Raw genomic sequence first — 22,467 nt, forward strand, 5'->3', positions numbered from 1 at the left:
CCCACTTCTCTGTTATCGGCATGGAGAGGAACGGTTGTGCCTGAGGGGCATACGTTGCATCGGCTGGCTCGGGGGCATCAGAAGGTGTTCGGCGGGGGTGTGGTGCGGGTGTCGAGTCCGCAGGGGAAGTTCGCTGCGGGGGCGGCGCGGGTGGATGGGCAGGTGCTGGTTCGGGCGGAGGCCTGGGGGAAGCATTTGCTGCATCGGTATGAGTCCGGGCTGATCGTGCATGTGCATCTCGGGCTGTACGGGGCGTTCACCGAGGCGGCGGTGCCGATGGGTGAGCCGGTCGGGCAGGTGCGGATGCGGATGGTGGGGGTCGCGAACGGGACCGATCTGCGCGGGCCGACAGCCTGTGAGCTGTACACCGAGGCGGAGGTGACGGCGCTGACCGAGCGGCTCGGGCCGGATCCGCTGCGGCGCGGCGCCGATCCGGATCGGGCTTGGCAGCGGATTCACCGGTCGCGCAGGCCGATCGGGGCTTTGCTGATGGATCAGCGGGTGCTGGCCGGGGTGGGCAATGTGTATCGCGCGGAACTGCTGTTCCGGCATGGAATTTCACCGCATCGGGCGGGTACCGCGCTGAGTGCCGAAGAGTGGCAGGCGATGTGGACGGACCTGGTCGCCCTGATGAAGGTGGGGGTGCGGGTCGGCAAGATGGTGGTCGTCCGGCCCGAACACGACTACGGGGAACCGTCCTATGCCGCGGATCGCCCGCGGACCTATGTCTATCGGCGGCAGGGCTCGGCGTGCCGGGTGTGCGGCACGCCGGTGCTGCACGCTGTCATGGATGCGCGAAACCTGTTCTGGTGCCCCACCTGTCAACCGGACTGAGGCTCGTCGTGCCGCCGCCGGGCCGCCAGCACATCGGTCGCGTGCCGGCGCACCCATGCGATGAACGGGGCCAGTGAGTCGGCGAGGCTGTGGCCGAGAGTGGTGAGTTCATAGGTCACGCGCGGCGGGGTGGTGGGCTCCACTGTGCGCGTGACCAATCCGTCGCGGACGAGTGTGCGCAGAGTTTGCGACAGCATCTTGTCGCTGATGCCTTCGAGCGCCGTCTGGAGTTCGAAGAACCGTAATGGACGCTCGCGCAACACATGCAGGATCGGCCCGGTCCATCGGCTGGAGAGATCGATCACGTCGCGCCATACGCATTCGGGGTGAAATGCGTCACCCATCCCCTCCGCGCCGGGGTGCTGGAGCTGTGGGCCTACCGCCATTTCAGCAGCTTACCTCCAGGTAGGTACTTACCTTTGGCGAGTTCAGCTGCCTACGGTGCGTCCATGTCGATAGTCGTATTCGGAGCCAGTGGAAACGTCGGCCGCCACGTTGTGACCGGCCTGAATTCCGTTGGCGCACACGTTCGTATGACCAGCCGCAATCCCGGCGCACTACCGGGCGGAGCGGAGGCGGTTGCCGCCGACCTCGATCGGCCCGAGACGCTGCCCGCCGCTCTCGACGGCGCGCAGAGCGTGTTCCTCTACGCCAAACCCGAAGGGATCGACGGATTCGTCGCCGCGGCCGAATCCGCCGGGGTGCAACACGTCGTGCTGCTGTCGTCCGTGGCGGCCACCGATCCCGATCCCGCGAGCAACCCGATCGCGTGGATGCACCACCGGGTCGAATCCGCGCTGGCGGACTCGGATTTGGCGTGGACGTTCCTGAGGCCCGGCATGTTCGCCACGAATCTGCTGTGGTGGTGGCAGGAGTCCATCCGCAGCCAGAACGAGGTGTACCTGCCCTATCCCGAGTCCCGGATGGCCGTCGTGCACGAAAAGGATTTGGCCGCTGTGGCGGTGACCACGCTGACCGACCCGGCGCATCGCGGCGTCGCCTACCCGGTGCTCGGAACCGAGTCGATCACCATGCGCGAGCGGGTGCGGCACATCGCCGACGCTGTCGGCCGCGACATCGCCGTCGTGGAATCCACTGTCGAGCACGCGCGCGGGGAGCTGGAGAAGACCGTGCCGCCGGTCGTCGCCACGGCGATTCTGGCGGGCTGGAAGGCCGCGACCGAGCAGCCGCCGCAGCTGTCGACCACGGTCCGCGACGTCACGGGCCGCCCCGCGCAGACCTTCGCGGAATGGGCCCGCGACCACGCGGACGACTTCGGCCGGGCCTGAGCTCACCCCGCGACGGCGGCGTCGATCTCCGGCTCGCCCGACTCCGAGAACGCGAACCGGCGGCCACCCGCGGTTTTCGCCGAGTACATCGCCTGGTCGGCGCGGCGGAGCAAGTCGGTGAAGTCGTAGGACCGGCCGGGCGGGTTGTGTGCCGTGCCGACGCTGGCCGAGACCGGAACCGGACCGGCCGAGGTCCAGACCGGGTCGCGCAGGGCGGCCACGATCTGGTTGGCGATATCGGCGAGTACGAGCTGGTCGCGGTCGACGGCGAGCACGAACTCGTCGCCGCCGTAGCGGCAGATGACGGTGTCCGGCGGACAGACCTCGCGCAGGCGGTTTGCCAGCTCCACCAGGACCTCGTCGCCGACCGCGTGGCCGTAGCCGTCGTTGATCTGCTTGAAGCGGTCCAGGTCGATCACGAGCAGGCCGACGCTGCCGGCCGGGTCGGCGGCCATGCGGCGGACCCGGTCCTGCAGCAGGGTGCGGTTGGCCAGGTCGGTGAGCGCGTCGTGGGTGGCTTCGTGCCGCAGGCGGTGCTGCAGCGCCGCGATCTCCTGCACGCGCAGAGAGACTTTCGCCGAGATGTTCCGCTCCTGCTGGGCCAGGGCGCGCTCCTGCAACGCCTGGGCGTAGCTGTCGATGGCCTGGCTGGCCACGAACGGCCAGCGGGTGGCGACCAGAGACCCCGGCCGCCCCGCGGGGAAACCGAGCAGCCAGCGGCTCGCCTGGGCCAGCATCCGGGTGCGTTCGAACGGCGGTTCGGCCAGGCGAGCGCCCAGCGCGCGGGCGTCCAGCATCGGGAAGGGCTCGGATTCGGCCAGATCGAGCAGCCGATTGACGATGTCGACGAGAACCGGTTCTAGGTCCTTCATCGTGGTGTGCGAGCCCGGTTCGGCACAGACGGCCTGCGCCCACGCGCGGGCCATCTGCTTGACGGGAGGCGACGATTCGGACATCGCCCTCACCCGCCACGGATGGCATCGGTAGCCGGGCGCAGTGCGCCCAGGCAGGAGCCGGCCTCACCTCTACGGCTACGCGGTTCGGTCCACCAAGCACGGCGCACGCTCACCGCCCCCTTTCCAGATACCCCCGTCCGGCAAAAAGGATCCTAGCAAGCCACCCGGCGCCGAAAAACGTCGTTTTACAACGAGTTTCCGTTGCCTCGCGAATGGCGATCGGAAGTGTGATCGCTCCAGGCCGCCGAGCGTTACACCTAATTTTCGTTCGCTGGAGAGTCGCGGGCAGACACGCCGGAGGTATGCCGGAACCGACACGGTGACACCCCGGCCGGGGCGATTGGCATTTCCGCGGCGACATTCGGTACAGTCGTTGCGCACACGACATCTGGCGATCCCATCGATGTCGTATGCCTTGCGGGTGTAGTTCAATGGTAGAACCTCAGCCTTCCAAGCTGATGGTGCGGGTTCGATTCCCGTCACCCGCTCTTCACAGGGGGATCATTCGTCCACGGCGCCGCCTCAGGGCCGTGGCTCACGGGGTGTAGCGCAGCTTGGTAGCGCATCCGCTTTGGGAGCGGAGGGTCGCAGGTTCAAATCCTGTCACCCCGACAGAAGTTCGAAACCATCGGCCCAGCTCAGGGGCTGTTTGGTCACGGCCTAAATCCGCACGGCCGTACCGGTTATGCCCGATTTTGACCGCCACGACACCGAGCAAGCTATTGCCTACTGTCGTAGGCGCTGCTCTAGCAGGGTTACCCCAGTAGAGCCTGGGTTTGGCGCATGACTTCATCCAGCGCCGCCTGGTTGGTTCCCGACAGTGCGATGACAGGGACGAGAGGTGAGCGGTACTGGCCGCCGGACCCCTTTACCGCCGGGCCTACCGGGGCGTCGTAGAACAGGAAGCCTTGTACCGCTTTGCGGTAGATCGGCCGGTCGCCGATTGTGTACGAATCGTCGCTGGTGACCAGGTCTTCGGATTCGTACTCGTAGTCGAGTCTGATGTCGTCGCCCTGGAATCGGAAACTGCACTGCTCGAGGTGTACATCACCGACGCTCTCGCTGACGCCCAGCCGGGGCACCACCGCGCACGGGTCGGCGCCCGTGAGGACCGTCTTGCTGGTGTCCGGCGAAACACCCTGCTGCGGTTCGTTTTTCCATTCGCTGAGGGCGGTTCGGATCAGTGACTCGCCGGCCACGCAGGGGTCGGTGCCTGCGGGCATATCAACGCTCAGAGCCAGGCCGATGGTGGACGGGAAGCGTGCGGAGACCGTGCATGTCGTCGCCACTCGGGGATTCGGCTGCCATTCCGGGTCGGCGTCTAGGTTGTTCGACAACAGGACGGTGACACCGTCGATCTGCTTGGTGACGCCTTTGTCGGTGACCGGCGTCGATTTCGGCCCGGACAGCCACCAGCGCACCAGCCTGCCGAGGCTGGTATCGCTGACACCGACTTTCGCTTCGCACGTCTGCGGACCGGCCGAGAAGACGGTGTCCACGGGTCCGGTCTCGCCGAGCGCGGCACGCGGGATCAGCGCGCACGGGTCGATATTTCGCGCCCGACGCAGCAGTTCCACACGCTGCTGATCGGTCTGCGGCGCGGTCAGCCAGAACCCGTCGAATTCCGGCCCCGCCGGCTCCCGCTGACAGCCGACCGTGGCCAGGAGCACAGCGGCTACCAAAGCCACGCGGCGCAACACCAGATTTCCCCCTCGTCAGGACTACGATGCGACGAGTTTGCCCTCGGACAGGTTATTTCCGCAAGATTGAGCGTTTCGGCGTGGTCGGCGGATACCACCAGAGTTGGCGTCTTGTACTCAATTCCTTTGCGGGGCAAGATGACTCCATGGCACCCGTAGTCGTGTACGACCTCGACGCAGATCTCGCCAAGCTCGGCACCTACCAGACTGCATGGAAGTCGCAGCAGGAGAAGTTGTCGTGGGCGGCGGAGACGATCAACCAGGCGGCCGGCAAGGTGGTCGGGTCGGGGTGGCAGGGGCCCGCGTCGGTGCGGTACGACAGCCATCGCGGCAAGCTGGTCGCCGACCTGGACGAGTGCGCCGATCTGGCCGGCAAGGTGGCTACCGCGGTTGGGGCGTGCATCCATACTCTGCGGTTCAACCAGGGGCAGCTGGACAATGAGAAGGCGAAGCTCAACGGGAAGGTGCCGTTCACCGAGACCGGGCTGCGCGGCGCGGTCGAGTTCAATCCTGCCGACGACGAGCAGCAAGAACTGGTGGGGAAGCTGGTCACGGCGTATACCGAGATTCGCGGCCGGGTCGACAAACAGCTGGCGAATGACACCGAGACCTTCCAGTCGGCCACGGCCAAGTTCAAGGACTACGAGAGCAAGTGGACGCGCCGGACCCTGCGGACGCTCAACTGGAATGTTCAGCAGGGCGGCAAGGGCAACAAGCCCTGGGGTCAGGGTCACCAGATGCACGACATGGGCGAGCTGGCTCAGCGTCTCATCGACGGCAAGGTAGACGTGGCGACGCTGCAGGAACTCTTCGGCGACGGCGCGGCGATGTTGCAGACAGCACTCGATCGGCTGGATCCCGAAGGTAACTGGGAGGTGCACTTCGGGAAGGCCTCGATGAAGAATCAAACCGTAGATCTCTGGTGGCCCAACCCGTTCGGCAACGCGGTCGCAGTACGAACAGGCAGCGGCCTCAGTACGGGGGATGTCACCGTCACCGACCTCGGGGACGGCGACGAGGGCCGCTCCGTCACGCGAGTCCCGATCACCGTCGATCGTTGAGCGTTACCAAGCGGGGATGGTGATATCGAGACGCTGCCCGTCGTGGTCGGATTCGCCGCGGTCCCACCGTTCGGCCTCGGTGGTACCGACCCCACGCGGCAGCACATGGTCGATCTCGTTGTAGCTCTCCGAGGTTCCCCGCGGCGCTCCGCCGGGGCCGTCGTAGATCCGGTCCGCGTCGGTGTCGAAACCATGCGGACCGAAGTTCTGGATCTCGGGCGCCGACGGCTTGTCGCCGTCGGCCTTGGCGTTGAAGTCTCCGCTGACGACGACGTTGCCGTTCTCCAGACCGGAGACAAGGCCACGTAGTTTGGCGATCTGGGCGGCCTGATCTCCTGAGTGCTTGTTGTTCTCCCCCAAGTTGCTCAAATGGGCACTGAGGAAGTCGAGCATGTTGCCGTTGCTGAGCAAGAACTTCTCGGCGTTCGCATCATCCATGGTCAGGTAGAGCCCGACCGCCAACTTCAACCGCTCGACATCGCCGTCGACCGTGCCACCGAACGCTTTCAGTGTGTTCTTCGCGGCTCCGTGCGCCTCGGTGTGGGCCGCGCGGCACGCGAGACCTCCCGGCGTATTGCCGAAGGGGGTCGAGTTCGCTTTGAAGAGCAACTGGTCTGCCAGCGACGTCGTCGTCGGCGCGCCGTCGAGGATGCTCAGTCCATGCACGAGCGCGCTGTGGGCACGTTCGATCTCGGTCCAAAGCCACTGAAGCCGTGCCTCATTCACTGTAAAGCTCATCTCAAGATACTGTGCTACAGCATCATTGAATGCAAGACTCTTCCACTCCCTGCCGGATGCGGCGATGCGACAGCACAGTTCGATCAGCGGGACGACGCAGACCAAGCGACAATGTCGGAGTGCAGCCGGTCGATAGCGGCGGCGCTGGTCCACGTAGCGTCGAACCGAACCTCGTCGACGAAGTCGAGCGGATCCCAACCCCGATACCAGGACCGCATCTCGGCGGTACCGAATTCGGCGGACTGCGGCCGGGTCGTGTGGCGGCGGGTGGTTTCCTCGAACGACAGGTCGTACGCGTAGCAGAGAGTGTGGTCGGCTACAGCCGAGAGTCGCTGCAGCATAGGGCCGTAGCGGGAGGCACGCAGAATCCCTTCGACCAGGACGATCAGACCTCGTTCGAGGCCGAACGTGGCGATGTGCGCTATCAAGTCGACGTTCGAACCATCGGGTTTATCCTCCTCGCGCAGCATTCGACGGCGGACTATGTCCTGCGGGACGACGAGGAGTGCGCCGCGCTCGAAGCGCCGCTGCACCTCGTGGGCGACGGTGGATTTGCCGGAACCCGAATTGCCGCGCAGAACAACCAGAGTCGTCACCCAAACTCCTCCCATAGCCGTCCAACCCAGAAACGTTAGTCCCGAGGGGTCGGCAACGAGCACCCGTTGGGATCATGGCGATCTGAGGGTGTGGTCATTCCCTCCTGCACCGCGACCATCGGGCAGACTGCACTGCGTGGCAGCGGCATTCAGCGCGGGGGTTGTGTTGTTCCGGCGGGGCGAGGGCGGCGTGGAGGTACTGCTCGGGCACATGGGCGGGCCGTTCTGGGCGCGCAAAGACCTTGGGGCGTGGTCGATTCCGAAGGGTGAATACCTGCCCGGCGAGGAGGACGCGCAGGCCGCGGCGCGGCGGGAGTTCACCGAGGAGCTCGGTGTGCCGGTGCCCGAGGGTGCGTGGGTGGAGCTCGGTGAGGTCGCCTACGGCAGTGGCAGTAAGCGGAAAACCGTTGTCGCGTGGGCGGTCGAGGCCGACCTGGACCCCGGCGTGATCGTGCCGGGGACCTTCGAGATGGAGTGGCCGCCGCGGTCGGGCAAGCTGGCCGAGTTCCCGGAGATCGATCGTGCGGAGTGGTTCGGGCTGGAAACCGCCCGGGAGAAGCTGACCAAAGGCCAGCAGCCCTATGTGGAGCGGCTGGCCGAGCGGCTCGGCTAGGCCCAGGTGCGGCCGGTGATGAGTTCGTAGGCCTCGACGTACTTGCGGCGGGTGGCCGCGACGATGTCGGCGGGGATCTCGGGGCCGGGCGGCTCCTTGTCCCAGCCGGTGGAAGTGGACCAGTCGCGGACGAACTGCTTGTCGAAGGACGGCTGCGCGCGACCGGGCTGCCACTGATCGGCGGGCCAGAAGCGCGACGAATCGGAGGTGAGGACCTCGTCACCGAGAGTGAGAACGTCGCCGTCCCAGCCGAATTCGACCTTGGTGTCGGCGACGATGACGCCGCGCGAAGCCGCGTGCCCGGCGCCGCGGGTGTAGATGTCGAGGGTCAGATCGCGCAGCTTCTCGGCGACCTCGCGGCCCTCCTGGTTCACCACGTCGTCGAAGCTGATCGCCTCGTCGTGCCCCTCGGAAGCCTTCGTGCTGGGCGTGAAGATCGGCTCGGGCAGCTTGTCGCCGTCGCGCAGCCCGGGCGGCAGCGCGATACCGGAGACCGTGCCGGTGGCCTGGTACTCCTTGAGCCCGCCGCCGGTCAGGTAGCCGCGGGCGACGCACTCCACCATGACCATCTTCAGCGGCTTCACCCGGATCGCGCGACCGGCGAACTCGGCGGGCACGTCGGTGGTCGACAGCACATGGTTGGGGACGTCGGCGAAGAACTCGAACCACCAGTTCGACAGCTGGGTCAGCAGCGCGCCCTTGTCCGGGATCGGCGTGGGCAGTGCGACGTCGTAGACCGAAACCCGATCCGAGGCGACCAGCAACAGGGTGTCGCCGTCCTCGTACAGATCGCGCACCTTACCGGCGTGCACATGCTTCAACGTGGAGCCTCCGAATCCTGGGGGTGAACCTGCCGCTGCAGGCAGGATACCGTCGCGCCGCGCCCGCAATATTTCCGGCGGGCGTAACTCACGGGCGCGGCGCGAGCCGCGTCGATAGGGTTGACGCAGAAAAGTTCCACCCGTTCTTCGACACCGAAGGAGCCTCATGTCCGCACCCAACCTCACACGTGAACAGGCGATCGAACGCGCCTCGACCGTGCACGTCGAGAACTACCGCATCGAACTCGACCTGACCGACGGGGCGGGTAAACCGGGCGAGCAGACCTTCTTCTCGCGCACCACAGCGACTTTCACGGCGCAGGCCGGCGCGAGCACCTACATCGACATCGTGGCGCGGGGGGTGCGGTCGGCCGTCCTGAACGGGACCGCGATCGACGTGTCGTCCTATGACGAGGAGAAGGGCATCGCCCTGACCGGTCTGGCCGAGCGCAACGAACTCGTGGTGGAGGCCGACTGCGAGTACTCCAACACCGGTGAGGGCCTGCATCGCTTCGTCGATCCCACCGACGACGCGGTGTACCTGTACACCCAGTTCGAGACCGCCGACGCCAAGCGCATGTTCGCCTGCTTCGACCAGCCCGATCTGAAGGCCACCTTCGACGTCAGCGTGACCGCTCCGTCGGACTGGAAGGTCATCTCCAACGGCGCGCCCGTGGACACCCTGCTCGCCGACCCCGGCAAGCATGTGTTCAAGACCACGCCGCGGATGAGCACCTACATCGTCGCGCTGATCGCCGGTCCCTACGCCGAGTGGACCGACGAGTACACCGACGAGCACGGCACCATCCCGCTCGGCATCTACTGCCGCGCGTCGCTGGCCGCGCACATGGACGAAGAGCGCCTGTTCACCGAGACCAAGCAGGGCTTCGGCTTCTACCACGAAAACTTCGGCGTCCCCTACGCCTTCGGCAAGTACGACCAGCTGTTCGTGCCGGAGTTCAACGCCGGCGCGATGGAGAACGCGGGCGCGGTCACCTTCCTGGAGGACTACGTCTTCCGGTCCAAGGTGACCCGCGCGTCCTACGAGCGCCGCGCCGAGACCGTGCTGCACGAGATGGCGCACATGTGGTTCGGCGACCTGGTCACCATGAAGTGGTGGGACGATCTGTGGCTGAACGAGTCGTTCGCGACCTTCGCGTCGGTGCTGTGCCAGTCCGAAGCCACCGAGTACAAGAGCGCCTGGACGACGTTCGCGAACGTCGAGAAGTCCTGGGCCTACCGGCAGGATCAGCTGCCCTCGACGCACCCGATCGCCGCGGACATCCCCGACCTGCACGCGGTCGAGGTGAACTTCGACGGCATCACCTACGCCAAGGGCGCTTCGGTCCTCAAGCAGCTGGTCGCCTACGTCGGGCTGGAGCCGTTCCTGGCCGGCCTGCGCGCCTACTTCGCCGAACATGCCTACGGCAACGCCACTTTCGACGACCTGCTGTCGGCGCTGGAGCAGTCCTCGGGGCGTGACCTGTCGGACTGGGGCGCGCAGTGGCTCAAGACCACCGGCCTGAACATCCTGCGTCCCGACTTCCAGGTAGACGCGGACGGCAACTTCACCTCGTTCGCGGTCCTCCAGGAGGGCGCCGCCCCGGGCGCGGGCGAACGGCGCGTGCACCGCCTCGCCGTCGGCGTCTACGACGACCAGGACGGTAAGCTGGTCCGCACCAAGCGGGTCGAGCTGGATCTGCTCGCCGCCGAACGCACCGAGGTCCCGGAGCTGGCCGGCGTACCGAGCGGCAAGTTCGTACTGGTCAACGACGACGACCTGACCTACTGCTCGGTGCGCCTGGACCCGGATTCGCTGGACGTGCTGGTCAACCGGATCGGCGATATCGCCGAACCGCTCCCCCGCACCCTGGCCTGGTCGGCCGCGTGGGAGATGACCCGCCAGGCCGAGATGCGGGCCCGCGATTTCGTCGCCCTGGTGCAGCGCGGCGTCGGCGCGGAGACCGAAATCGGTGTGGTGCAGCGTCTTCTGATGCAGGCGCACACCTCCCTGGGCAGTTACGCCGACCCGTCCTGGGCGGCCGGCACCGGCTGGCCCGAATTCGCCGATCGCCTGCTGGAATTGGCGCGCGCGGCCGAAGCGGGCTCGGATCATCAGCTCGCCTTCGTCAACGCGCTCACCGGCGCCAAGCTCGAGGAGCGGCACACCGAGGTGCTGCGCGCGCTGATCGACGGCGATCCGGCCGCGTCCGGCCTGGCCGGGCTGACCGTCGACACCGATCTGCGCTGGCGCCTGGTGACGGCGCTCGCCGCCGCCGGCAAGATCGACGCCGAGGGCCTCGAAACCCCGTTCATCGACGCGGAATTGGCGCGGGACAACACCGCGGCGGGCAAGCGCCAGGCCGCGGCCGCCGCCACCGCACGCCCGCAGGCCGCGGTCAAGGAGCAGGCCTGGACCAAGGTGATGACCGACGATTCGCTGCCCAACATCACCGCCCGCGCCATCGTCGGCGGCTTCGCCCCGGCCGGCCAGGGCGACCTGCTGCTCCCGTACACCGAGCGCTACTTCTCCGACGTCCCCGGCGTCTGGGAACGGCGTTCCAGCGAGGTCGCCCAGACCGTCGTGGTCGGCCTCTACCCGTCCTGGGACATCAGCCAGGACGCCGTCGCCACGGCCGACAAGTTCCTCGCCGACAACCACCCGCCGGCCCTGCGCCGCCTGGTGAGCGAGGGCAAGGCGGGCATCGAACGTGCGCTGCGCGCACGGGCTTTCGACGCCCAGTAGGAACCACGAACGAAGGGGCCCGGATTCGATCGCATCCGGGCCCCTTCTCGTTCAGCGGAACTGGTCGGTGTTGGCCGTCACCCACTGGGCGAAGGTGGTCGCCGAACCGGTGAGGTCCGCGACCGTGGTGGTGGCCTGCTGCGGATGGTCGACCATGCTGCCGATGCCGTCGACGTACCATTCGGCGTACTCGCCCATCGCCGGTTCCAGGATCCGGATCGCTTCGTCGCGGGGAACTTTCACGATGCTGAGGTTGCGGCCGAGGGCTGCGCCGATCTGCTGGATCTTCTCCGCGCGGGTGAGAGTCTGCGGGCCGGTGAGGGTGTAGGTCTGGCCGGCATGCCCTTCGGACAGCAGGACTTTGGCCGCGACGCGGGCGATGTCCGCCATGGCGATCGGGGCGTTCGCGGCCTCGGGGAACGGATCGCGCACCTCGTCGGACGCCCGGATCGGATCGCACCAGATGGCGGCGTTCTCGCTGAACTCACCGGCGTACAGGTGGGTCCACTCCAGGCCGGACTGCTCGACCGCCCGCGCGATCGGCTGCCAGTCCGTGGTCTCGTCGCCGGACAGGTCGACGATGTGCCGGACCCCCGCCTTGCGGGCCAGCGCGACCACGTCCTCGACGGTCTCCAGCACCGGAGCGAGATACATCCGTTCCACACCGTCGAACGCGCCGGTGAGCGTCGACACTTTCCCTAGATATCCCTTGACCACCTCGACTCCGGGCGGAAACGCGGCCCGCTCCGGATGGTTGGACAGCACTCGTACGTCATCGGCCCCCGCCGCGAGGAGATGATCCACGACCATGCGGCCGATGTTTCCACTTGCAGCCGTGACAAGAATCTTCATGCCCCCACCGTGCCCGGAAATTCGATCGCCATGCAAGCACCAAAAATGCCGCGCTACGGGACCGTGTCACAACGCGACGGCGCGCTCATCCCTCGGGTGAGCGCGCCGTCATGCTGTCAGCCCAGTTTGCGGGCCAGGAAATCGCGGATCAGGGCGGCGATTTCGGGGCCGTGGGTTTCCAGGGCGAAGTGGCCGGCGTCGAGCAGGTGCAGTTCGGCGTCGGGGAGATCGCGCAGGAAGGCGCGGGCGCCGTCGGGGCCGAAGATTTCGTCGTGTTCGCCCCAGGTGATCAGGACCGGGGGCTGGTGTTCGGCGAAATACTTCTGGAAGTCCGGGTAGCCGTCGAGGTTGACCTTGTAGTCGGCGAACAGGTCGAGCTGGATCTCCTTGTTGCCCGGGCGATCCAGGTAGTGCTGATCCAGGGTCCAGGTGTCGGGGCTGACCAGCGGCAGCCGGTCGGCCGGAACACCGTGCGTGTACTGCCATTTCGTGGCCTCGGCCGTAAGCAGCTTGCGCACCTCCGGCTCGTGCGCGGCGCGATCGTTGGCGTGCGCGAACAGGGCCTCCCAGAAGGGCGTGAAGCCCTCCAGGTAGGCGTTGCCGCTCTGGGTGATCAGCGCGGTGACCCGGTCCGGGTTGCGGGAGGCGATGCGCAGGCCGATCGGGGCGCCGTAGTCCTGGATGTAGAGGGCGAAGCGGTCGATGCCCAGTTTGTCGAGTAGTTCCAGGGTGATCTCGGTGAGCTTTTCGAAGGTGTAGTCGAAGGCGTGCGCGGAGGGCATCGCCGACTGGCCGAAGCCGACGTGGTCCGGCGCGATCAGATGGTAGTCGGCGGCCAGTTCCGGCAGCAGGTTGCGGAACATCGCGGAACTGGTCGGAAATCCGTGCAGCAGAACAAGTGTCGGCTTGGCCGGGTCTCCCGCTTCGCGATAGAACACCGGCAGGCCCTGGATGTCGATGGTGTGGTGGTGCACTGCGGTCATGGTCTTGCTCCTTCTTGGATCCAATGTTGTTGGGAGGTAGTGCTATCGATGCGGTTCGGGGATTCGCGCGTTGACAACTCCTGGGTTTCGTTGCGGCGTACGAGGTTCGGGGGCGAGCAGCAGTGCGGCGGCGACGCTGAAGGCCAGGCCGAGTGCGAAATAACCGCGATAGCTGTCGGTGTGGAAATGGATCAGGCCGGCGACGGCCAGCCCCGCGGCCGCCGACAGTTGGTGGATGACCCAGGCGGGCGAGAGGGTCCGGCCCATCCGGGCGGGATCGAGGCCGCGGGACAGTATCGCCATGGTCAGCGGCACGATCGGGAAGGAGGCGGCCCCGAACAGGACCGCGACCACACCGAGCGCGTCGAGCGGTGCGATCGCCAGCGCCAGCGCCGCGATCCGCACCAGGTACAGGCCGCGCAGCAGGACCTCGGGCCGATACCTGCGTTGCAGCGACACCATGGCCGTCGAGGTCAGCCCGGCCGCGATCGCGGCCAGCGCCACCAGCCGCCCGGCCGACACCACCGACCAGCCCTCCTCGATGGCGTGCTTGGGCAGCATCAGGATCACGACGTACAACGTCGCCGAATGCAAGCCGAAGGACACCAGGACCCGGCCTCGACCGGCCAGTGATTCGCGGTGTCCCGCAACGGGATCGCGCACCCGATCGGCAGGCAGGATCGCCCACAGCAGGGCCGCGACCGCCAATCCCGCCGCGCCGAACAGCGCGTAGGTGGCTCGGACACCGAACGGCTCGAACATCGCGGTCGCGGCCCACGGGCCGAGTAGCTGCCCGAGGTTGATGCCGACAGCCGCCCGGGTCAGGGCCGGGCCCATCCGTTCGCCGAGGGCCCGACCGATCAGCGTGGTGACCGCCAATGTGGAGGACGCCGCGAAACCGGCACCGCCGAGCAGCATGTAGGCCGCGACGAACTCCCAGGTGTGGCGCACCGACGACAGCACGAGGTAACTGCCCGAGATGAGCGCCAGCCCACCGATCAGCACCATCTTGGCGCCGACCGCGTCGAGCAACCGGCCCACGAAAGGCTGGACCACACCCGTGACCGCGGTGCCCAGCGCCGCGGCGACCGCGAGCACCGTCGCGCTCACGCCGTAGTCGGCGGCGGTCGGGGCGAAGAACACACCCATCGAGAAGTTCAAGCCGAACGAGACGGTCATTGCCGCGAGCCCGGCCCAGGCAAGGCCGCCAGCCGGAATCTTGTAGTGGGACATGGCTATTTCCCGCTCCGCAACCGAGCGTTCTCCCGCTCGAGCTCGTCGATCCGGTCCCGCAGTGACTGAAGGGCCTCAGCTACCTCGGCACGCGGATACAGCTCCGGAATGTGCTGGCGGCAGTTCCAGTCGAAGGCTTCGACCGTGATCAGCACGGCGCGTTCGACGTGCGCCCGATACCCCGCGACCGACATCTTGGCCATCAGATCCGGATCATCTTGTGCTTCAACGACTTCGGCACGTCCGAAGAGCTTCATCCGGGTCTGCGCCGCGTAGTCCATCAGGAACAGGGCAACCCGGTCGTCGTGGTCGAGATTGCCGCGGCTGATGTACTGCCGGTTGCCCCGGAAATCGGCGAAACCGATTGTCCCCGAGTCGATCACCTTCAGGAATCCGCGCGGTCCGCCACGGTGCTGGATGTAGGGCCACCCGGTCTCACCCACCGTCGCCAGATAGAAGCTGTCGCGCTCACCGAGAAACCACGCCTCATCCGGGCCGATCCGATCGGCGACCGCGGGCACATCGGCCATCCGCTGGTAGCCGCGCAGGCTGCCATGCCTACGTTGCTGCTCGCGCACACCTGGTGTGAACGCCACCTGTGCGTAACGCCCGGTCATCCGCGGGCTCGATGCCGCGCGAGTTGGGTACGGACGGAACCGGATCGGGCCGCCGCAGGGATGTTGTCGTTGCTCATCGTCACTCCTCGGAGGGTCGATACGAGCGCCGGACCGCACCGCTGGTGGGCACAGTCCGGCGCAGCGCGGATCAGTGCTCGTGGTGCCGCACGACCGGCCAGTCGATATCGGTATCGACGGCCTTGTTCAGGTAGTTGGTGAACACATTCAGCGCGACGTGGGCGATGACCTCGGTGATCTCGCCGTCGGTCAGCCCGGCGGCCTGAGCGGTCTTCAGGTCGGCCTCCTCGACACCGCCGCGGGTACGCACGACGACGGCCGCGAAGGCCAGTGCCGCAGCGGCTTCGGGATCCTCGGACGCGCCGTGCCGGCTCGCGTCGATCTCGGACTGAGTCAACTTGGCGATATTCGCGCCGATGTAGCTGTGTGCCGACAGGCAGTAGTCACAGCCGTTCTCCTCGGCGACCAGCAGCGCGATCCGCTCCCGGATCGGCGCGGACAGCGCACCACCGGCCAGTGCGCCGGAGAAGCCCAGGTATGACTCGAGCACGGCCGGACTGTTGACCATGGCCTTGGTCATGTTCGGCGTGACTCCGAGCGATTTCTGCACGCCGGCAAGCAGATCGGCGGCTTTGCCGATGGCCTGGGCGGGCTGGATCAAGGGCAGGCGGGACATCGGAGGCCTTCTTTCAGGGCGTATCGAACTAACCGTTCAAATCTGTTTGAACAGTTATGCATGGCGTGGGCATTCCCGATCCACAGAACTTTTCCGGGAATCCTGGCTGCCGCACTGAATTTAGGGGCCGATCGACGGCGCTGCCCGGGACCCGCAACGTCACGATCCGGACCGAACACGCCACCGCCACAGCCGGTCTGCGCGCCGCGTAGGCCGCAAATCCGCTACCGGTTATTTCCCTGCAGCCGATATGCTCCGCCGGTGATCGAAGGCACGGTGTCGACTCAGTTGATTCGACTGATTCGAACGGCGGCCCTGCACGCCGGGGTCGCCCCCGCGGAGTTGGCCCACCTGCGCGGACTGGATCCGGCGCTGCTCGGCGACGACCTGATGCGAATCCCGGTCGAAACACCGTTCCGGATCTGGGAATTGATCGAGGCCACGGCCGGGCCGGGGGCCGGGCTGCGGGTCAGCGCCGCGGCCGGCCTGGGCAGTCTGCACGTGTGGGACTACCTCTTCGGCTCCGGGCAAACCCTCGGCGACGGCCTGCGGGCGGCCGTCGACTTCCACGCGACGGTCACCGATCCCGCCGTGGACATGGCGGTGATCGAGGACGGCCGGCTCCTCACCGTCCGATATCTCGGTATCGACCCGGACATCTCGCTCGCGGTGACGAACGAATTCGCCGTCGCACTGATCCTGCGCCGCATCCGCGAGGCGACCCGCACGGGATTGGTACCCGCCCGGGTGCGTTTCAGCCATCGGCCCCGCGGCCGCTACCGCCACCTCGTCGACGCGTTCGGCACCGCGCACATCGACTTCGGCGCCCCCCACAGCGAACTGACCTTCCTCGACGCCGGATCCCTGCGCACCGGCGACGATCCGCACCTGGGGCAGCTCATCCAGCGGCACGCCGAACTCACGCTCGGCTCCGCCCGCACCATTCCCAGCTGGCCGGACACGCTGCGCGCGGTGCTGGCCGAAGCCCTCCTCCGGGACCAGCTCAGCCTGGACGCCGTCGCGCACCGCCTGGCCATGAGCCCGCGTACCCTGCAACGCCGGCTCGGCGAGCACGGCTCGAGCTGGCGTACGGAAGTCGAAGCGGTCCGGCACAGCACGGCCACCGCACTACTCCGCGACACCGCCCTGCCGGTGCACTCGGTGGCAGCCCGGCTCGGCTACTCCGATCCACGCGCGCTGCGCCGCGCCTTCCACCGCTGGACCGGCCAGAGCCCCGACGCGTTCCGCCGGGCGCTCGGCGCGCGAGCACCGGAACCGATCGCCCTCGCCGAACCGGCCGGTAGCTAGCGGGCAGTGCCCGGATACGCGAACGGCGCGCTCACCCCGAACAGGGTGCGCGCGCCGTTGGCTGGAGAGATCAGCGGCCGATCGCGGCGGCCATCACGCGGACCGCGGAGACCAGGCCGTCGATGAGATCCCCTTGCCGGAACGAGCTCATGGCGGCGGTGACGCCGAGCTGGCAGACGCGATCGTTGGCGCGGTCGGCGACCTCGTGGCCGGAACGCACCTCGATGGCGTTGTCGTTGGGCGAGACCGCGATGAGCACCGAGCGGGCGGCTTCGGGAGTCGTCGGGAAGACCGCGTCCGCGCCGGCGGCCGGGTCGGCGCCGAGATCGCCGATGTAGACGCTGAAGCGGACCTTGGTGGCGCGGGTGGCCTCGGTGAGCACGTTGTCCATCAGCAGGCGCTCGTGATCGCTGAACGGCGCCTCGTAGAAAACGTCACCCGCCTCGTGCACGCCGGACACGCGTCCACTGCTGGTCAGCGCATACCCGTGCGGTAGATCGGACTCGACCACCGCGGGCCACTTAGAACCTGCCACTTGCCCGACCTCCGATCAGCTCCACACCGGTGGATTCGATGGCCGCATGGGTGCCATGCGACTCAGTGTGGTGACCGTGCCCGGTCACCTCGTCGGTGGCACTCCACAGCACCGGCGGCTGCGTCCACTTCTGGCCGAGGCTGAAGTGGGCCGGCTTCTCACCGGCGAGTGGCTTACCGAGATACGACAATCCGGCGATCGCGGCGTAGATCACCAGCGGAATGCCGACGAAGATCAGCACTGTCTCGAGAATGCTCACGAGGGCAACGGTATCCGATGGCGTGTAGTAGTTCAGCTACCACCTCGGGTTCGGTGACCGTGTCGGGCCCACCACCCCGCCCCTGATCGAATCCGCGATGCGGTCACACCAGCCAGGCGGCGGCGTTCGCGGGCAGGTGGCCGAGTTCCAACGGCCTGCTGGCGAGCAGGAACTCTCCCGGCGGCAGCGGGACCGGCTCCGGGCTCGTATTGAGGGCGCAGATCAGGCCGCCGGGCCGCCGGAACACCAGGCAGCCGGCCGGGCTGTGCTGCCACTCGACCCCCGCACCCGCGAACTCTCGCCGCAGGCCGCGCAATTCGATCGCCATCCGATACAGCGAGACCGTGGAGCCCAGGTCCTCGAGCTGCTTCTCCGGGGTCAGGGCGGCCCACTCCGGCGGGATCGGCAGCCACGGTTGGCCGGTGGTGAATCCGAACGGTGGCGCGTCGCCTTCCCACGGCATCGGCACCCGGCAGCCGTCGCGACCGCGCTCGGTGTGCCCGGAGCGTTCCCAGACCGGGTCCTGCAGCACCTCGTCGGGCAGGTCGTCGACATTCGGCAGGCCGAGTTCGGCGCCGTTGTAGATGAAAACCGCTCCGGGCAAGGCCAATTCGACGAGGATCATCGCCCGGGCCCGCGCCTCGCCCGCGGCGCCGCCGCCGTAGCGGGTGACCTCGCGTTCGATGTCGTGATTGGACAGGGTCCAGGTGGGCGGCGCCCCGACGGGTTCGACCGCGGCGAGCGAATTCTCGATCGCGGCACGGATGGCTTCGGCCTCGAATGTGGACTCGGCGAGCCGGAAGTTGAAGGCCAGGTGCAGTTCATCGGGGCGCACGTACTCGCCGAAGCGGGTGTTGTCGTCGACCCACACCTCGCCGATGGACACCGCGTGCGGATATTCGTCGAGCACCTTGCGGATCTTGCGGTGGATCTCGTGTACGCCGGGGTTGTTGAAGCGCGGGTCGGCGGCGTCGTGGGCCAGCAATCTCGACGTGTCGACCTCGGTCATGTCCGGTAGGCCTTCAGGTTTGGCCATCCCGTGCGCCACGTCGATGCGGAAGCCGTCCACGCCCCGATCCAGCCAGAAGCGCAGGGTCTGTTCGAAATCCGCTGCGACCGCGGGGTTTTCCCAGTTCAGGTCGGGTTGCTCGGGTGCGAAGATGTGCATGTACCACTGGCCGGGTCTGCCGTCGGCCTCAGTGATCCGGGTCCAGGCCGGTCCGCCGAAGATGCTGGGCCAGTTGTTCGGTGGTTCCGCTCCCTCGGGACCACGGCCGTCCCGGAAGAGATAGCGATCGCGCTCCGGGCTGCCCGGGGCGGCGGCCAAAGCGGCGGTGAACCAAGGATGTTCGCTGCTGGTGTGATTGGGCACCAAGTCCATGGTGACCTTGATCCGGCGGGCGCGGGCCTCCGCGAGCAGCGTGTCCAGCGCCCGCAGGCCCCCGAAGAGCGGATCGATATCACGCGGATCGGAGACGTCGTAGCCGCCGTCGGCCATGGGCGAGCGCATCACCGGGCAGATCCACAACGCGTCGACGCCGAGCAGTTCCAGGTAGCCGAGCTTGTCGCGGACCCCGGCTAGGTCGCCGATGCCGTCACCGTCGGCGTCGGCGAAGGAACGCGGATAGACCTGGTAGAACACGGCTTCGCGCCACCACGGCTGGGCTGGGCGATCCACCGGCGTATCAGTCACATCCGCCATGGTGCCAAACGCCTATGACAAACACGTTGAGGCGCGGCGGGTTACCACTCGCTGTTGATCAGCGAATTCGCGGCCATCTCCAGGTAGTCCAGCAACTGCTTGCGGTGCGCGTCGTCCAGGATCTCCGGCTCGATCTCCGCCACGCCGATGCGCATGCAGCGCAGCCAGGCGTCGCGTTCCACGGGGCCGATCCGGAACGGCATGTGCCGCATCCGCAGGCGGGGATGCCCGCGTTCGTCGGAGTAGGTGCGCGGGCCGCCCCAGTACTGCTCCAGGAACATGCGCAGGCGGCGCTCGGCGGGGCCGAGATCTTCCTCCGGGTAGAGCGGGCGCAGAACCTCGTCGGCGGCGACCTCGCGATAGAACGCGGCGATGATGCGATGGAAGGTGCGCTCCCCGCCGATCGCCTCGTAGAACGACGTGGCTGCTTGCTCTCCGGAACTCATCAGATCCTCTCACTTCAGGTGTCCGCCGCAGTCCATTGTGCCCGCCTCCGCGCGAGCGCACGCACCCGCGCGGACCTCCTCAGATAGCGGCACGGCAGCACTTCAGCAGCAGTTAACCCAACATTGTGCGAAATCACCGTGCAATCAGCCGGTTTCCATGGTCATATTGGGGTCAGTCTCTGCCGACTACCACACGATCTTGAAGCCGACACAGTCGGCCTTCCCGAGAACGGGGTCCGCATATGAAACAACGGCACGGCCGCCCACACGAGGCCCGGACGCACCGACAACTCCAGCCCGCCGACGTCCACAATCGTGGGTCGGGGGCTACTCCGCTGCACATCTTGTCCGACCACCATCCGGGCGGTTCGCATCGCCCTGGTGAGGTTCATCACGGCCATCACCTCACCGCCGTTCCCACCGAGGCCGTCAACTGGTTGAAGCGCCGGGTGCTGCTTCTCAACGCCACCTACGAGCCGCTCACCGCCTTGTCCGCGCGCCGCGCGATCGTCCTGCTCATCTGCGACAAAGCCGACGCCGTGCACCACAGTGCCGAGGGGCCGGTCGTGCATTCCGCCGAGTCCGCGGTCGCGGTGCCCTCGGTGATCCGCCTACGCAACTACGTGCACGTCCCCTATCGCGCCCGCGTGCCGATGACCCGGGCCGCGCTCATGCATCGTGACCGCTACCGCTGCGGATACTGCGGCGCGAAGGCCGAGACCATCGACCACGTCATTCCGCGCAGCCGCGGCGGCGAGCATTCCTGGGAGAACTGCGTCGCCAGCTGCGCGCCCTGCAACCATCGCAAGGCCGACAAAATGCTCAGCGACCTCGGCTGGACCCTGCGGCATCCGCTGGTCTCGCCGAAGGGACCGCACTGGCGGTTGCTGTCGACCTCCACCGAGCTGGACCCGGTGTGGTTGCAGTACCTGGGTGAGGGCGCCGCCTAGGAGTTGTACTCGTTGACCAGGGTCGCCCACGTCCCTGGTTCGAGGGCTTCGAAGACGTGCGGAGCGTCGCCCGGGTAGCAGATGTAGTCGCCGGGACCGAGTTCCACGGGCGCCTCCACCGGGCCCACGAGTGCGCGTCCACTGGCGAGCAGGACGTGTTCGGTGCAGCCCGGCATGTGCGGATCGGAGACCCGGGCGTGGCCTGGTTCGGCGGTGATCCGGAACAGGTCGCGCCTGCTGTTCGGCGGACTGACCGCGAGCAGGGTGGCGCTGTAGTCGGCGTGCTCGGCGGCCAGGCGCGGACCCTCCCCCGCGCGGATGACGTGCACGTTGGGACGCGGGGGGTCGAGCAGCCGGGAGAACGGCATGTTCAGGGCCACGCACAGCGCCCACAAGGTTTCGATGCTCGGATTGCCGCTGCCCGATTCCAATTGCGACAGTGTGGATTTCGCGATCCCCGCCCGGTTCGCCACCTCGGTGAGCGAGAGCCCGGCGCGGGCGCGCTCCCGACGCAGCGACTCGGCGATCACCGCCTGTGGTGACGCCGTCATCGGTTCGTCCTGCACCATCCCAGCTCCCGTTCCCTTTCGGAACGCTGAGTTTACCCACCGCGCCGACCGCGCCCGTGTCGCCGACCACCAGCCCTGGGTGTGCGAACCGCCGGTGATTCTGGACTCGCGATGTGCCGATCTGTGTTGACTAATGCGGGCCCGAGCGTTCACCATAAACAACATGCGTTCGATATGGCGAACAGTCGGCCGGGACACGGCCTCCGGCATCGCGGCCGTCCTGCTGGCGGTCTGGGTCATCGGGCTGTCCTACGGCGCCACCGCGATCAGCTCGGGATTCCCGCTCTGGCTGCCGGTGGTGCTGAGCTTCGCCGTGCTCGCGGGCGGTGCGGAGTTCCTGTTCATCGGCATCATCGCCGGCGGCGGGAGCCCGATCGCGGCCGTGCTGGCCGGGCTGGTCGTCAACGCGCGCCACCTGCCGTACGGGCTGTCGGTGCCCGACGAGGTGGTCGGCAAGGGCTGGCGGCGCGCGCTCGGCGTGCACGTGATGAACGACGAATCGGTCGCCATGGCGCTGGCCGAGTCCGATACCGCGCGCAAGCGGATCGTCTACTGGGTGTGCGGGCTCGGCGTGCTGCTGGCCTGGCCCGGTGGTGCGGTGATGGGCGCGCTGATCGGCTCCGTGGTGCCCGACACCTCCGCGCTCGGATTGGATGCGGTCTTCCCGGCGGTACTGCTGGCGCTGGTAGTGCCCGCGCTCCGCGACCGAACGACGTTGGGGTCGGTGTGCGTGGGTGTCGCGGTGGCGATGGTGACGGCACCGTTCCTGCCCGCGGGAATGCCTGTGCTCGTGGCGCTTTCGGGCGTGCTGTGGGCGGCATTCCAGACTCGCGGCGAGCAAGGCAGTACGGGCCAGAACTCGGGCCAAGCCCAACGCTCGGACGCCAACGTTCGCGCGGCAACGGACGCTGGTGCAGGCGCGGCAGTGGAAACAACCGACTGCGCGGCAGCGGTGGCAACCGGTT

23 protein-coding genes, 2 tRNA genes and 1 pseudogene are annotated in these 22,467 nt (G+C 67.4%); 10 read left to right on the top strand and 16 right to left on the bottom strand.

Annotated elements, in window-relative coordinates:
- Positions 1–36: 36 nt before the first annotated feature.
- On the top strand, positions 37–834 hold the full coding sequence (locus AB0M14_RS07525) for a DNA-formamidopyrimidine glycosylase family protein (protein WP_364989991.1): 798 nt from the start codon (positions 37–39) through the stop codon (positions 832–834).
- Here AB0M14_RS07525 and AB0M14_RS07530 read toward each other — a convergent pair.
- Positions 822–1,220 carry a helix-turn-helix domain-containing protein gene (locus AB0M14_RS07530; protein WP_364989994.1) on the bottom strand — a complete coding sequence of 133 codons (399 nt, stop codon included), beginning with the start codon at positions 1,218–1,220 and terminating at the stop codon, positions 822–824. The two genes, AB0M14_RS07525 and AB0M14_RS07530, sit on opposite strands and share 13 nt — an antisense overlap.
- A 63-nt stretch (positions 1,221–1,283) precedes the next feature.
- Between AB0M14_RS07530 and AB0M14_RS07535 the strand changes: the two genes are divergently transcribed.
- Positions 1,284–2,123, top strand: coding sequence for an NAD(P)H-binding protein (locus AB0M14_RS07535; RefSeq protein WP_364989998.1), 840 nt, complete (start codon positions 1,284–1,286; stop codon positions 2,121–2,123).
- Positions 2,124–2,125: 2 nt separating this feature from the next.
- Here AB0M14_RS07535 and AB0M14_RS07540 read toward each other — a convergent pair whose 3' ends face one another.
- On the bottom strand, positions 2,126–3,079 hold the full coding sequence (locus tag AB0M14_RS07540) for a GGDEF domain-containing protein (protein WP_364990000.1): 954 nt from the start codon (positions 3,077–3,079) through the stop codon (positions 2,126–2,128).
- Between the two features lie 417 nt (positions 3,080–3,496).
- Between AB0M14_RS07540 and AB0M14_RS07545 the strand changes: the two genes are divergently transcribed.
- Together AB0M14_RS07545 and AB0M14_RS07550 are read left to right on the top strand one after the other, a co-directional pair.
- Positions 3,497–3,567: transfer RNA gene (locus AB0M14_RS07545), tRNA-Gly, on the top strand.
- A gap of 50 nt (positions 3,568–3,617) precedes the next feature.
- Positions 3,618–3,691 (top strand) — tRNA-Pro (locus AB0M14_RS07550).
- Positions 3,692–3,834: 143 nt separating this feature from the next.
- Here AB0M14_RS07550 and AB0M14_RS07555 read toward each other — a convergent pair.
- Positions 3,835–4,767, bottom strand: a complete 933-nt coding sequence (locus tag AB0M14_RS07555; protein ID WP_364990002.1) for a hypothetical protein — start codon at positions 4,765–4,767, stop codon at positions 3,835–3,837.
- 158 nt (positions 4,768–4,925) lie between these two features.
- Here AB0M14_RS07555 and AB0M14_RS07560 point away from each other — a divergent pair, with 158 nt between their 5' ends.
- A complete protein-coding gene (locus tag AB0M14_RS07560) occupies positions 4,926–5,840 on the top strand; it encodes a hypothetical protein (protein WP_364990004.1) in 915 nt (304 codons plus the stop codon).
- A gap of 3 nt (positions 5,841–5,843) precedes the next feature.
- Here the strand turns inward: AB0M14_RS07560 and AB0M14_RS07565 are convergent, their stop codons facing one another.
- Positions 5,844–6,683: a hypothetical protein gene (locus AB0M14_RS07565; RefSeq protein WP_364990007.1), complete on the bottom strand. Its 840-nt coding sequence runs from the start codon at positions 6,681–6,683 to the stop codon at positions 5,844–5,846.
- Positions 6,662–7,174 carry an AAA family ATPase gene (locus tag AB0M14_RS07570; RefSeq protein WP_364990009.1) on the bottom strand — a complete coding sequence of 171 codons (513 nt, stop codon included), beginning with the start codon at positions 7,172–7,174 and terminating at the stop codon, positions 6,662–6,664. The genes AB0M14_RS07565 and AB0M14_RS07570 overlap by 22 nt, the downstream gene beginning before the upstream one ends.
- Before the next feature lie 136 nt (positions 7,175–7,310).
- On the opposite strand from AB0M14_RS07570, the gene AB0M14_RS07575 reads away from it, so the two are divergent.
- Entirely contained in the window at positions 7,311–7,787 is a 477-nt protein-coding gene (locus tag AB0M14_RS07575; RefSeq protein ID WP_364990013.1) for an NUDIX domain-containing protein, read from the top strand.
- Here AB0M14_RS07575 and AB0M14_RS07580 read toward each other — a convergent pair.
- Positions 7,784–8,608: a phosphoribosylaminoimidazolesuccinocarboxamide synthase gene (locus tag AB0M14_RS07580; RefSeq protein WP_364990016.1), complete on the bottom strand. Its 825-nt coding sequence runs from the start codon at positions 8,606–8,608 to the stop codon at positions 7,784–7,786. The genes AB0M14_RS07575 and AB0M14_RS07580 overlap by 4 nt on opposite strands.
- A 166-nt stretch (positions 8,609–8,774) precedes the next feature.
- Here AB0M14_RS07580 and pepN point away from each other — a divergent pair, with 166 nt between their 5' ends.
- Positions 8,775–11,354, top strand: a complete 2,580-nt coding sequence (pepN, locus tag AB0M14_RS07585; RefSeq protein WP_364990020.1) for an aminopeptidase N — start codon at positions 8,775–8,777, stop codon at positions 11,352–11,354.
- A gap of 51 nt (positions 11,355–11,405) precedes the next feature.
- Here the strand turns inward: pepN and AB0M14_RS07590 are convergent, their stop codons facing one another.
- The 5 genes from AB0M14_RS07590 to AB0M14_RS07610 form a co-directional block, all read right to left on the bottom strand.
- Positions 11,406–12,206, bottom strand: a complete 801-nt coding sequence (locus AB0M14_RS07590) for an NAD(P)H-binding protein (protein ID WP_364990023.1) — start codon at positions 12,204–12,206, stop codon at positions 11,406–11,408.
- 116 nt (positions 12,207–12,322) lie between these two features.
- Positions 12,323–13,189: an alpha/beta hydrolase gene (locus tag AB0M14_RS07595; protein WP_364990027.1), complete on the bottom strand. Its 867-nt coding sequence runs from the start codon at positions 13,187–13,189 to the stop codon at positions 12,323–12,325.
- A gap of 42 nt (positions 13,190–13,231) precedes the next feature.
- Positions 13,232–14,422 carry an MFS transporter gene (locus AB0M14_RS07600; protein ID WP_364990029.1) on the bottom strand — a complete coding sequence of 397 codons (1,191 nt, stop codon included), beginning with the start codon at positions 14,420–14,422 and terminating at the stop codon, positions 13,232–13,234.
- Between the two features lie 2 nt (positions 14,423–14,424).
- Entirely contained in the window at positions 14,425–15,039 is a 615-nt protein-coding gene (locus AB0M14_RS07605; protein WP_364990032.1) for a pyridoxamine 5'-phosphate oxidase family protein, read from the bottom strand.
- 148 nt (positions 15,040–15,187) lie between these two features.
- Positions 15,188–15,733, bottom strand: a complete 546-nt coding sequence (locus AB0M14_RS07610) for a carboxymuconolactone decarboxylase family protein (RefSeq protein WP_364990035.1) — start codon at positions 15,731–15,733, stop codon at positions 15,188–15,190.
- A gap of 261 nt (positions 15,734–15,994) precedes the next feature.
- Between AB0M14_RS07610 and AB0M14_RS07615 the strand changes: the two genes are divergently transcribed.
- Positions 15,995–17,041, top strand: coding sequence for an AraC family transcriptional regulator ligand-binding domain-containing protein (locus AB0M14_RS07615; protein WP_364990038.1), 1,047 nt, complete (start codon positions 15,995–15,997; stop codon positions 17,039–17,041).
- A gap of 70 nt (positions 17,042–17,111) precedes the next feature.
- On the opposite strand, the gene AB0M14_RS07620 is transcribed toward AB0M14_RS07615, so the two are convergent.
- The 4 genes from AB0M14_RS07620 to AB0M14_RS07635 all read right to left on the bottom strand — a co-directional run bounded on the left by AB0M14_RS07620 (position 17,112) and on the right by AB0M14_RS07635 (position 19,983).
- Positions 17,112–17,576, bottom strand: a complete 465-nt coding sequence (locus tag AB0M14_RS07620) for a DUF5130 domain-containing protein (RefSeq protein ID WP_364990041.1) — start codon at positions 17,574–17,576, stop codon at positions 17,112–17,114.
- Complete coding sequence (locus tag AB0M14_RS07625; RefSeq protein WP_364990044.1) at positions 17,563–17,835, bottom strand: hypothetical protein; 273 nt, start codon at positions 17,833–17,835, stop codon at positions 17,563–17,565. Before AB0M14_RS07625 ends, AB0M14_RS07620 begins: the two co-directional genes overlap by 14 nt.
- 103 nt (positions 17,836–17,938) lie before the next feature.
- Positions 17,939–19,528, bottom strand: coding sequence for an alpha-amylase family glycosyl hydrolase (locus AB0M14_RS07630; protein ID WP_364990047.1), 1,590 nt, complete (start codon positions 19,526–19,528; stop codon positions 17,939–17,941).
- 50 nt (positions 19,529–19,578) lie between these two features.
- The gene (locus AB0M14_RS07635) at positions 19,579–19,983 is read right to left on the bottom strand and encodes a globin (RefSeq protein ID WP_364990050.1); all 405 of its coding nucleotides are present in this window, start codon (positions 19,981–19,983) and stop codon (positions 19,579–19,581) included.
- Between the two features lie 242 nt (positions 19,984–20,225).
- Here AB0M14_RS07635 and AB0M14_RS07640 point away from each other — a divergent pair, with 242 nt between their 5' ends.
- Positions 20,226–20,933: an HNH endonuclease gene (locus tag AB0M14_RS07640; RefSeq protein WP_364990053.1), complete on the top strand. Its 708-nt coding sequence runs from the start codon at positions 20,226–20,228 to the stop codon at positions 20,931–20,933.
- Here AB0M14_RS07640 and AB0M14_RS07645 read toward each other — a convergent pair.
- Positions 20,930–21,502 (bottom strand): XRE family transcriptional regulator, encoded by a 573-nt coding sequence (locus tag AB0M14_RS07645; RefSeq protein ID WP_364990056.1) that lies wholly within the window; start codon positions 21,500–21,502, stop codon positions 20,930–20,932. The two genes, AB0M14_RS07640 and AB0M14_RS07645, sit on opposite strands and share 4 nt — an antisense overlap.
- Positions 21,503–21,665: 163 nt before the next feature.
- On the opposite strand from AB0M14_RS07645, the pseudogene AB0M14_RS07650 reads away from it, so the two are divergent.
- Positions 21,666–22,313, top strand: a pseudogene (locus AB0M14_RS07650) (AzlC family ABC transporter permease); the annotation flags it as partial.
- Between the last annotated feature and the right edge of the window lie 154 nt (positions 22,314–22,467).

It is taken from the genome of Nocardia sp. NPDC051832, assembly GCF_040681285.1.
Classification (GTDB): domain Bacteria; phylum Actinomycetota; class Actinomycetes; order Mycobacteriales; family Mycobacteriaceae; genus Nocardia.

What these genes read in the sequence shown, in the direction of transcription:
- AB0M14_RS07605 (WP_364990032.1), bottom strand. Translation starts at nt 15,039, where the DNA reads ATGACCGGGCGTTACGCACAGGTGGCGTTCACACCAGGTGTGCGCGAG.
- pepN (WP_364990020.1), top strand. Translation starts at nt 8,775, where the DNA reads ATGTCCGCACCCAACCTCACACGTGAACAGGCGATCGAACGCGCCTCG.
- AB0M14_RS07610 (WP_364990035.1), bottom strand. Translation starts at nt 15,733, where the DNA reads ATGTCCCGCCTGCCCTTGATCCAGCCCGCCCAGGCCATCGGCAAAGCC.
- AB0M14_RS07600 (WP_364990029.1), bottom strand. Translation starts at nt 14,422, where the DNA reads ATGTCCCACTACAAGATTCCGGCTGGCGGCCTTGCCTGGGCCGGGCTC.
- AB0M14_RS07590 (WP_364990023.1), bottom strand. Translation starts at nt 12,206, where the DNA reads ATGAAGATTCTTGTCACGGCTGCAAGTGGAAACATCGGCCGCATGGTC.
- AB0M14_RS07640 (WP_364990053.1), top strand. Translation starts at nt 20,226, where the DNA reads ATGAAACAACGGCACGGCCGCCCACACGAGGCCCGGACGCACCGACAA.
- AB0M14_RS07540 (WP_364990000.1), bottom strand. Translation starts at nt 3,079, where the DNA reads ATGTCCGAATCGTCGCCTCCCGTCAAGCAGATGGCCCGCGCGTGGGCG.
- AB0M14_RS07645 (WP_364990056.1), bottom strand. Translation starts at nt 21,502, where the DNA reads ATGGTGCAGGACGAACCGATGACGGCGTCACCACAGGCGGTGATCGCC.
- AB0M14_RS07635 (WP_364990050.1), bottom strand. Translation starts at nt 19,983, where the DNA reads ATGAGTTCCGGAGAGCAAGCAGCCACGTCGTTCTACGAGGCGATCGGC.
- AB0M14_RS07560 (WP_364990004.1), top strand. Translation starts at nt 4,926, where the DNA reads ATGGCACCCGTAGTCGTGTACGACCTCGACGCAGATCTCGCCAAGCTC.
- AB0M14_RS07595 (WP_364990027.1), bottom strand. Translation starts at nt 13,189, where the DNA reads ATGACCGCAGTGCACCACCACACCATCGACATCCAGGGCCTGCCGGTG.
- AB0M14_RS07535 (WP_364989998.1), top strand. Translation starts at nt 1,284, where the DNA reads ATGTCGATAGTCGTATTCGGAGCCAGTGGAAACGTCGGCCGCCACGTT.
- AB0M14_RS07530 (WP_364989994.1), bottom strand. Translation starts at nt 1,220, where the DNA reads ATGGCGGTAGGCCCACAGCTCCAGCACCCCGGCGCGGAGGGGATGGGT.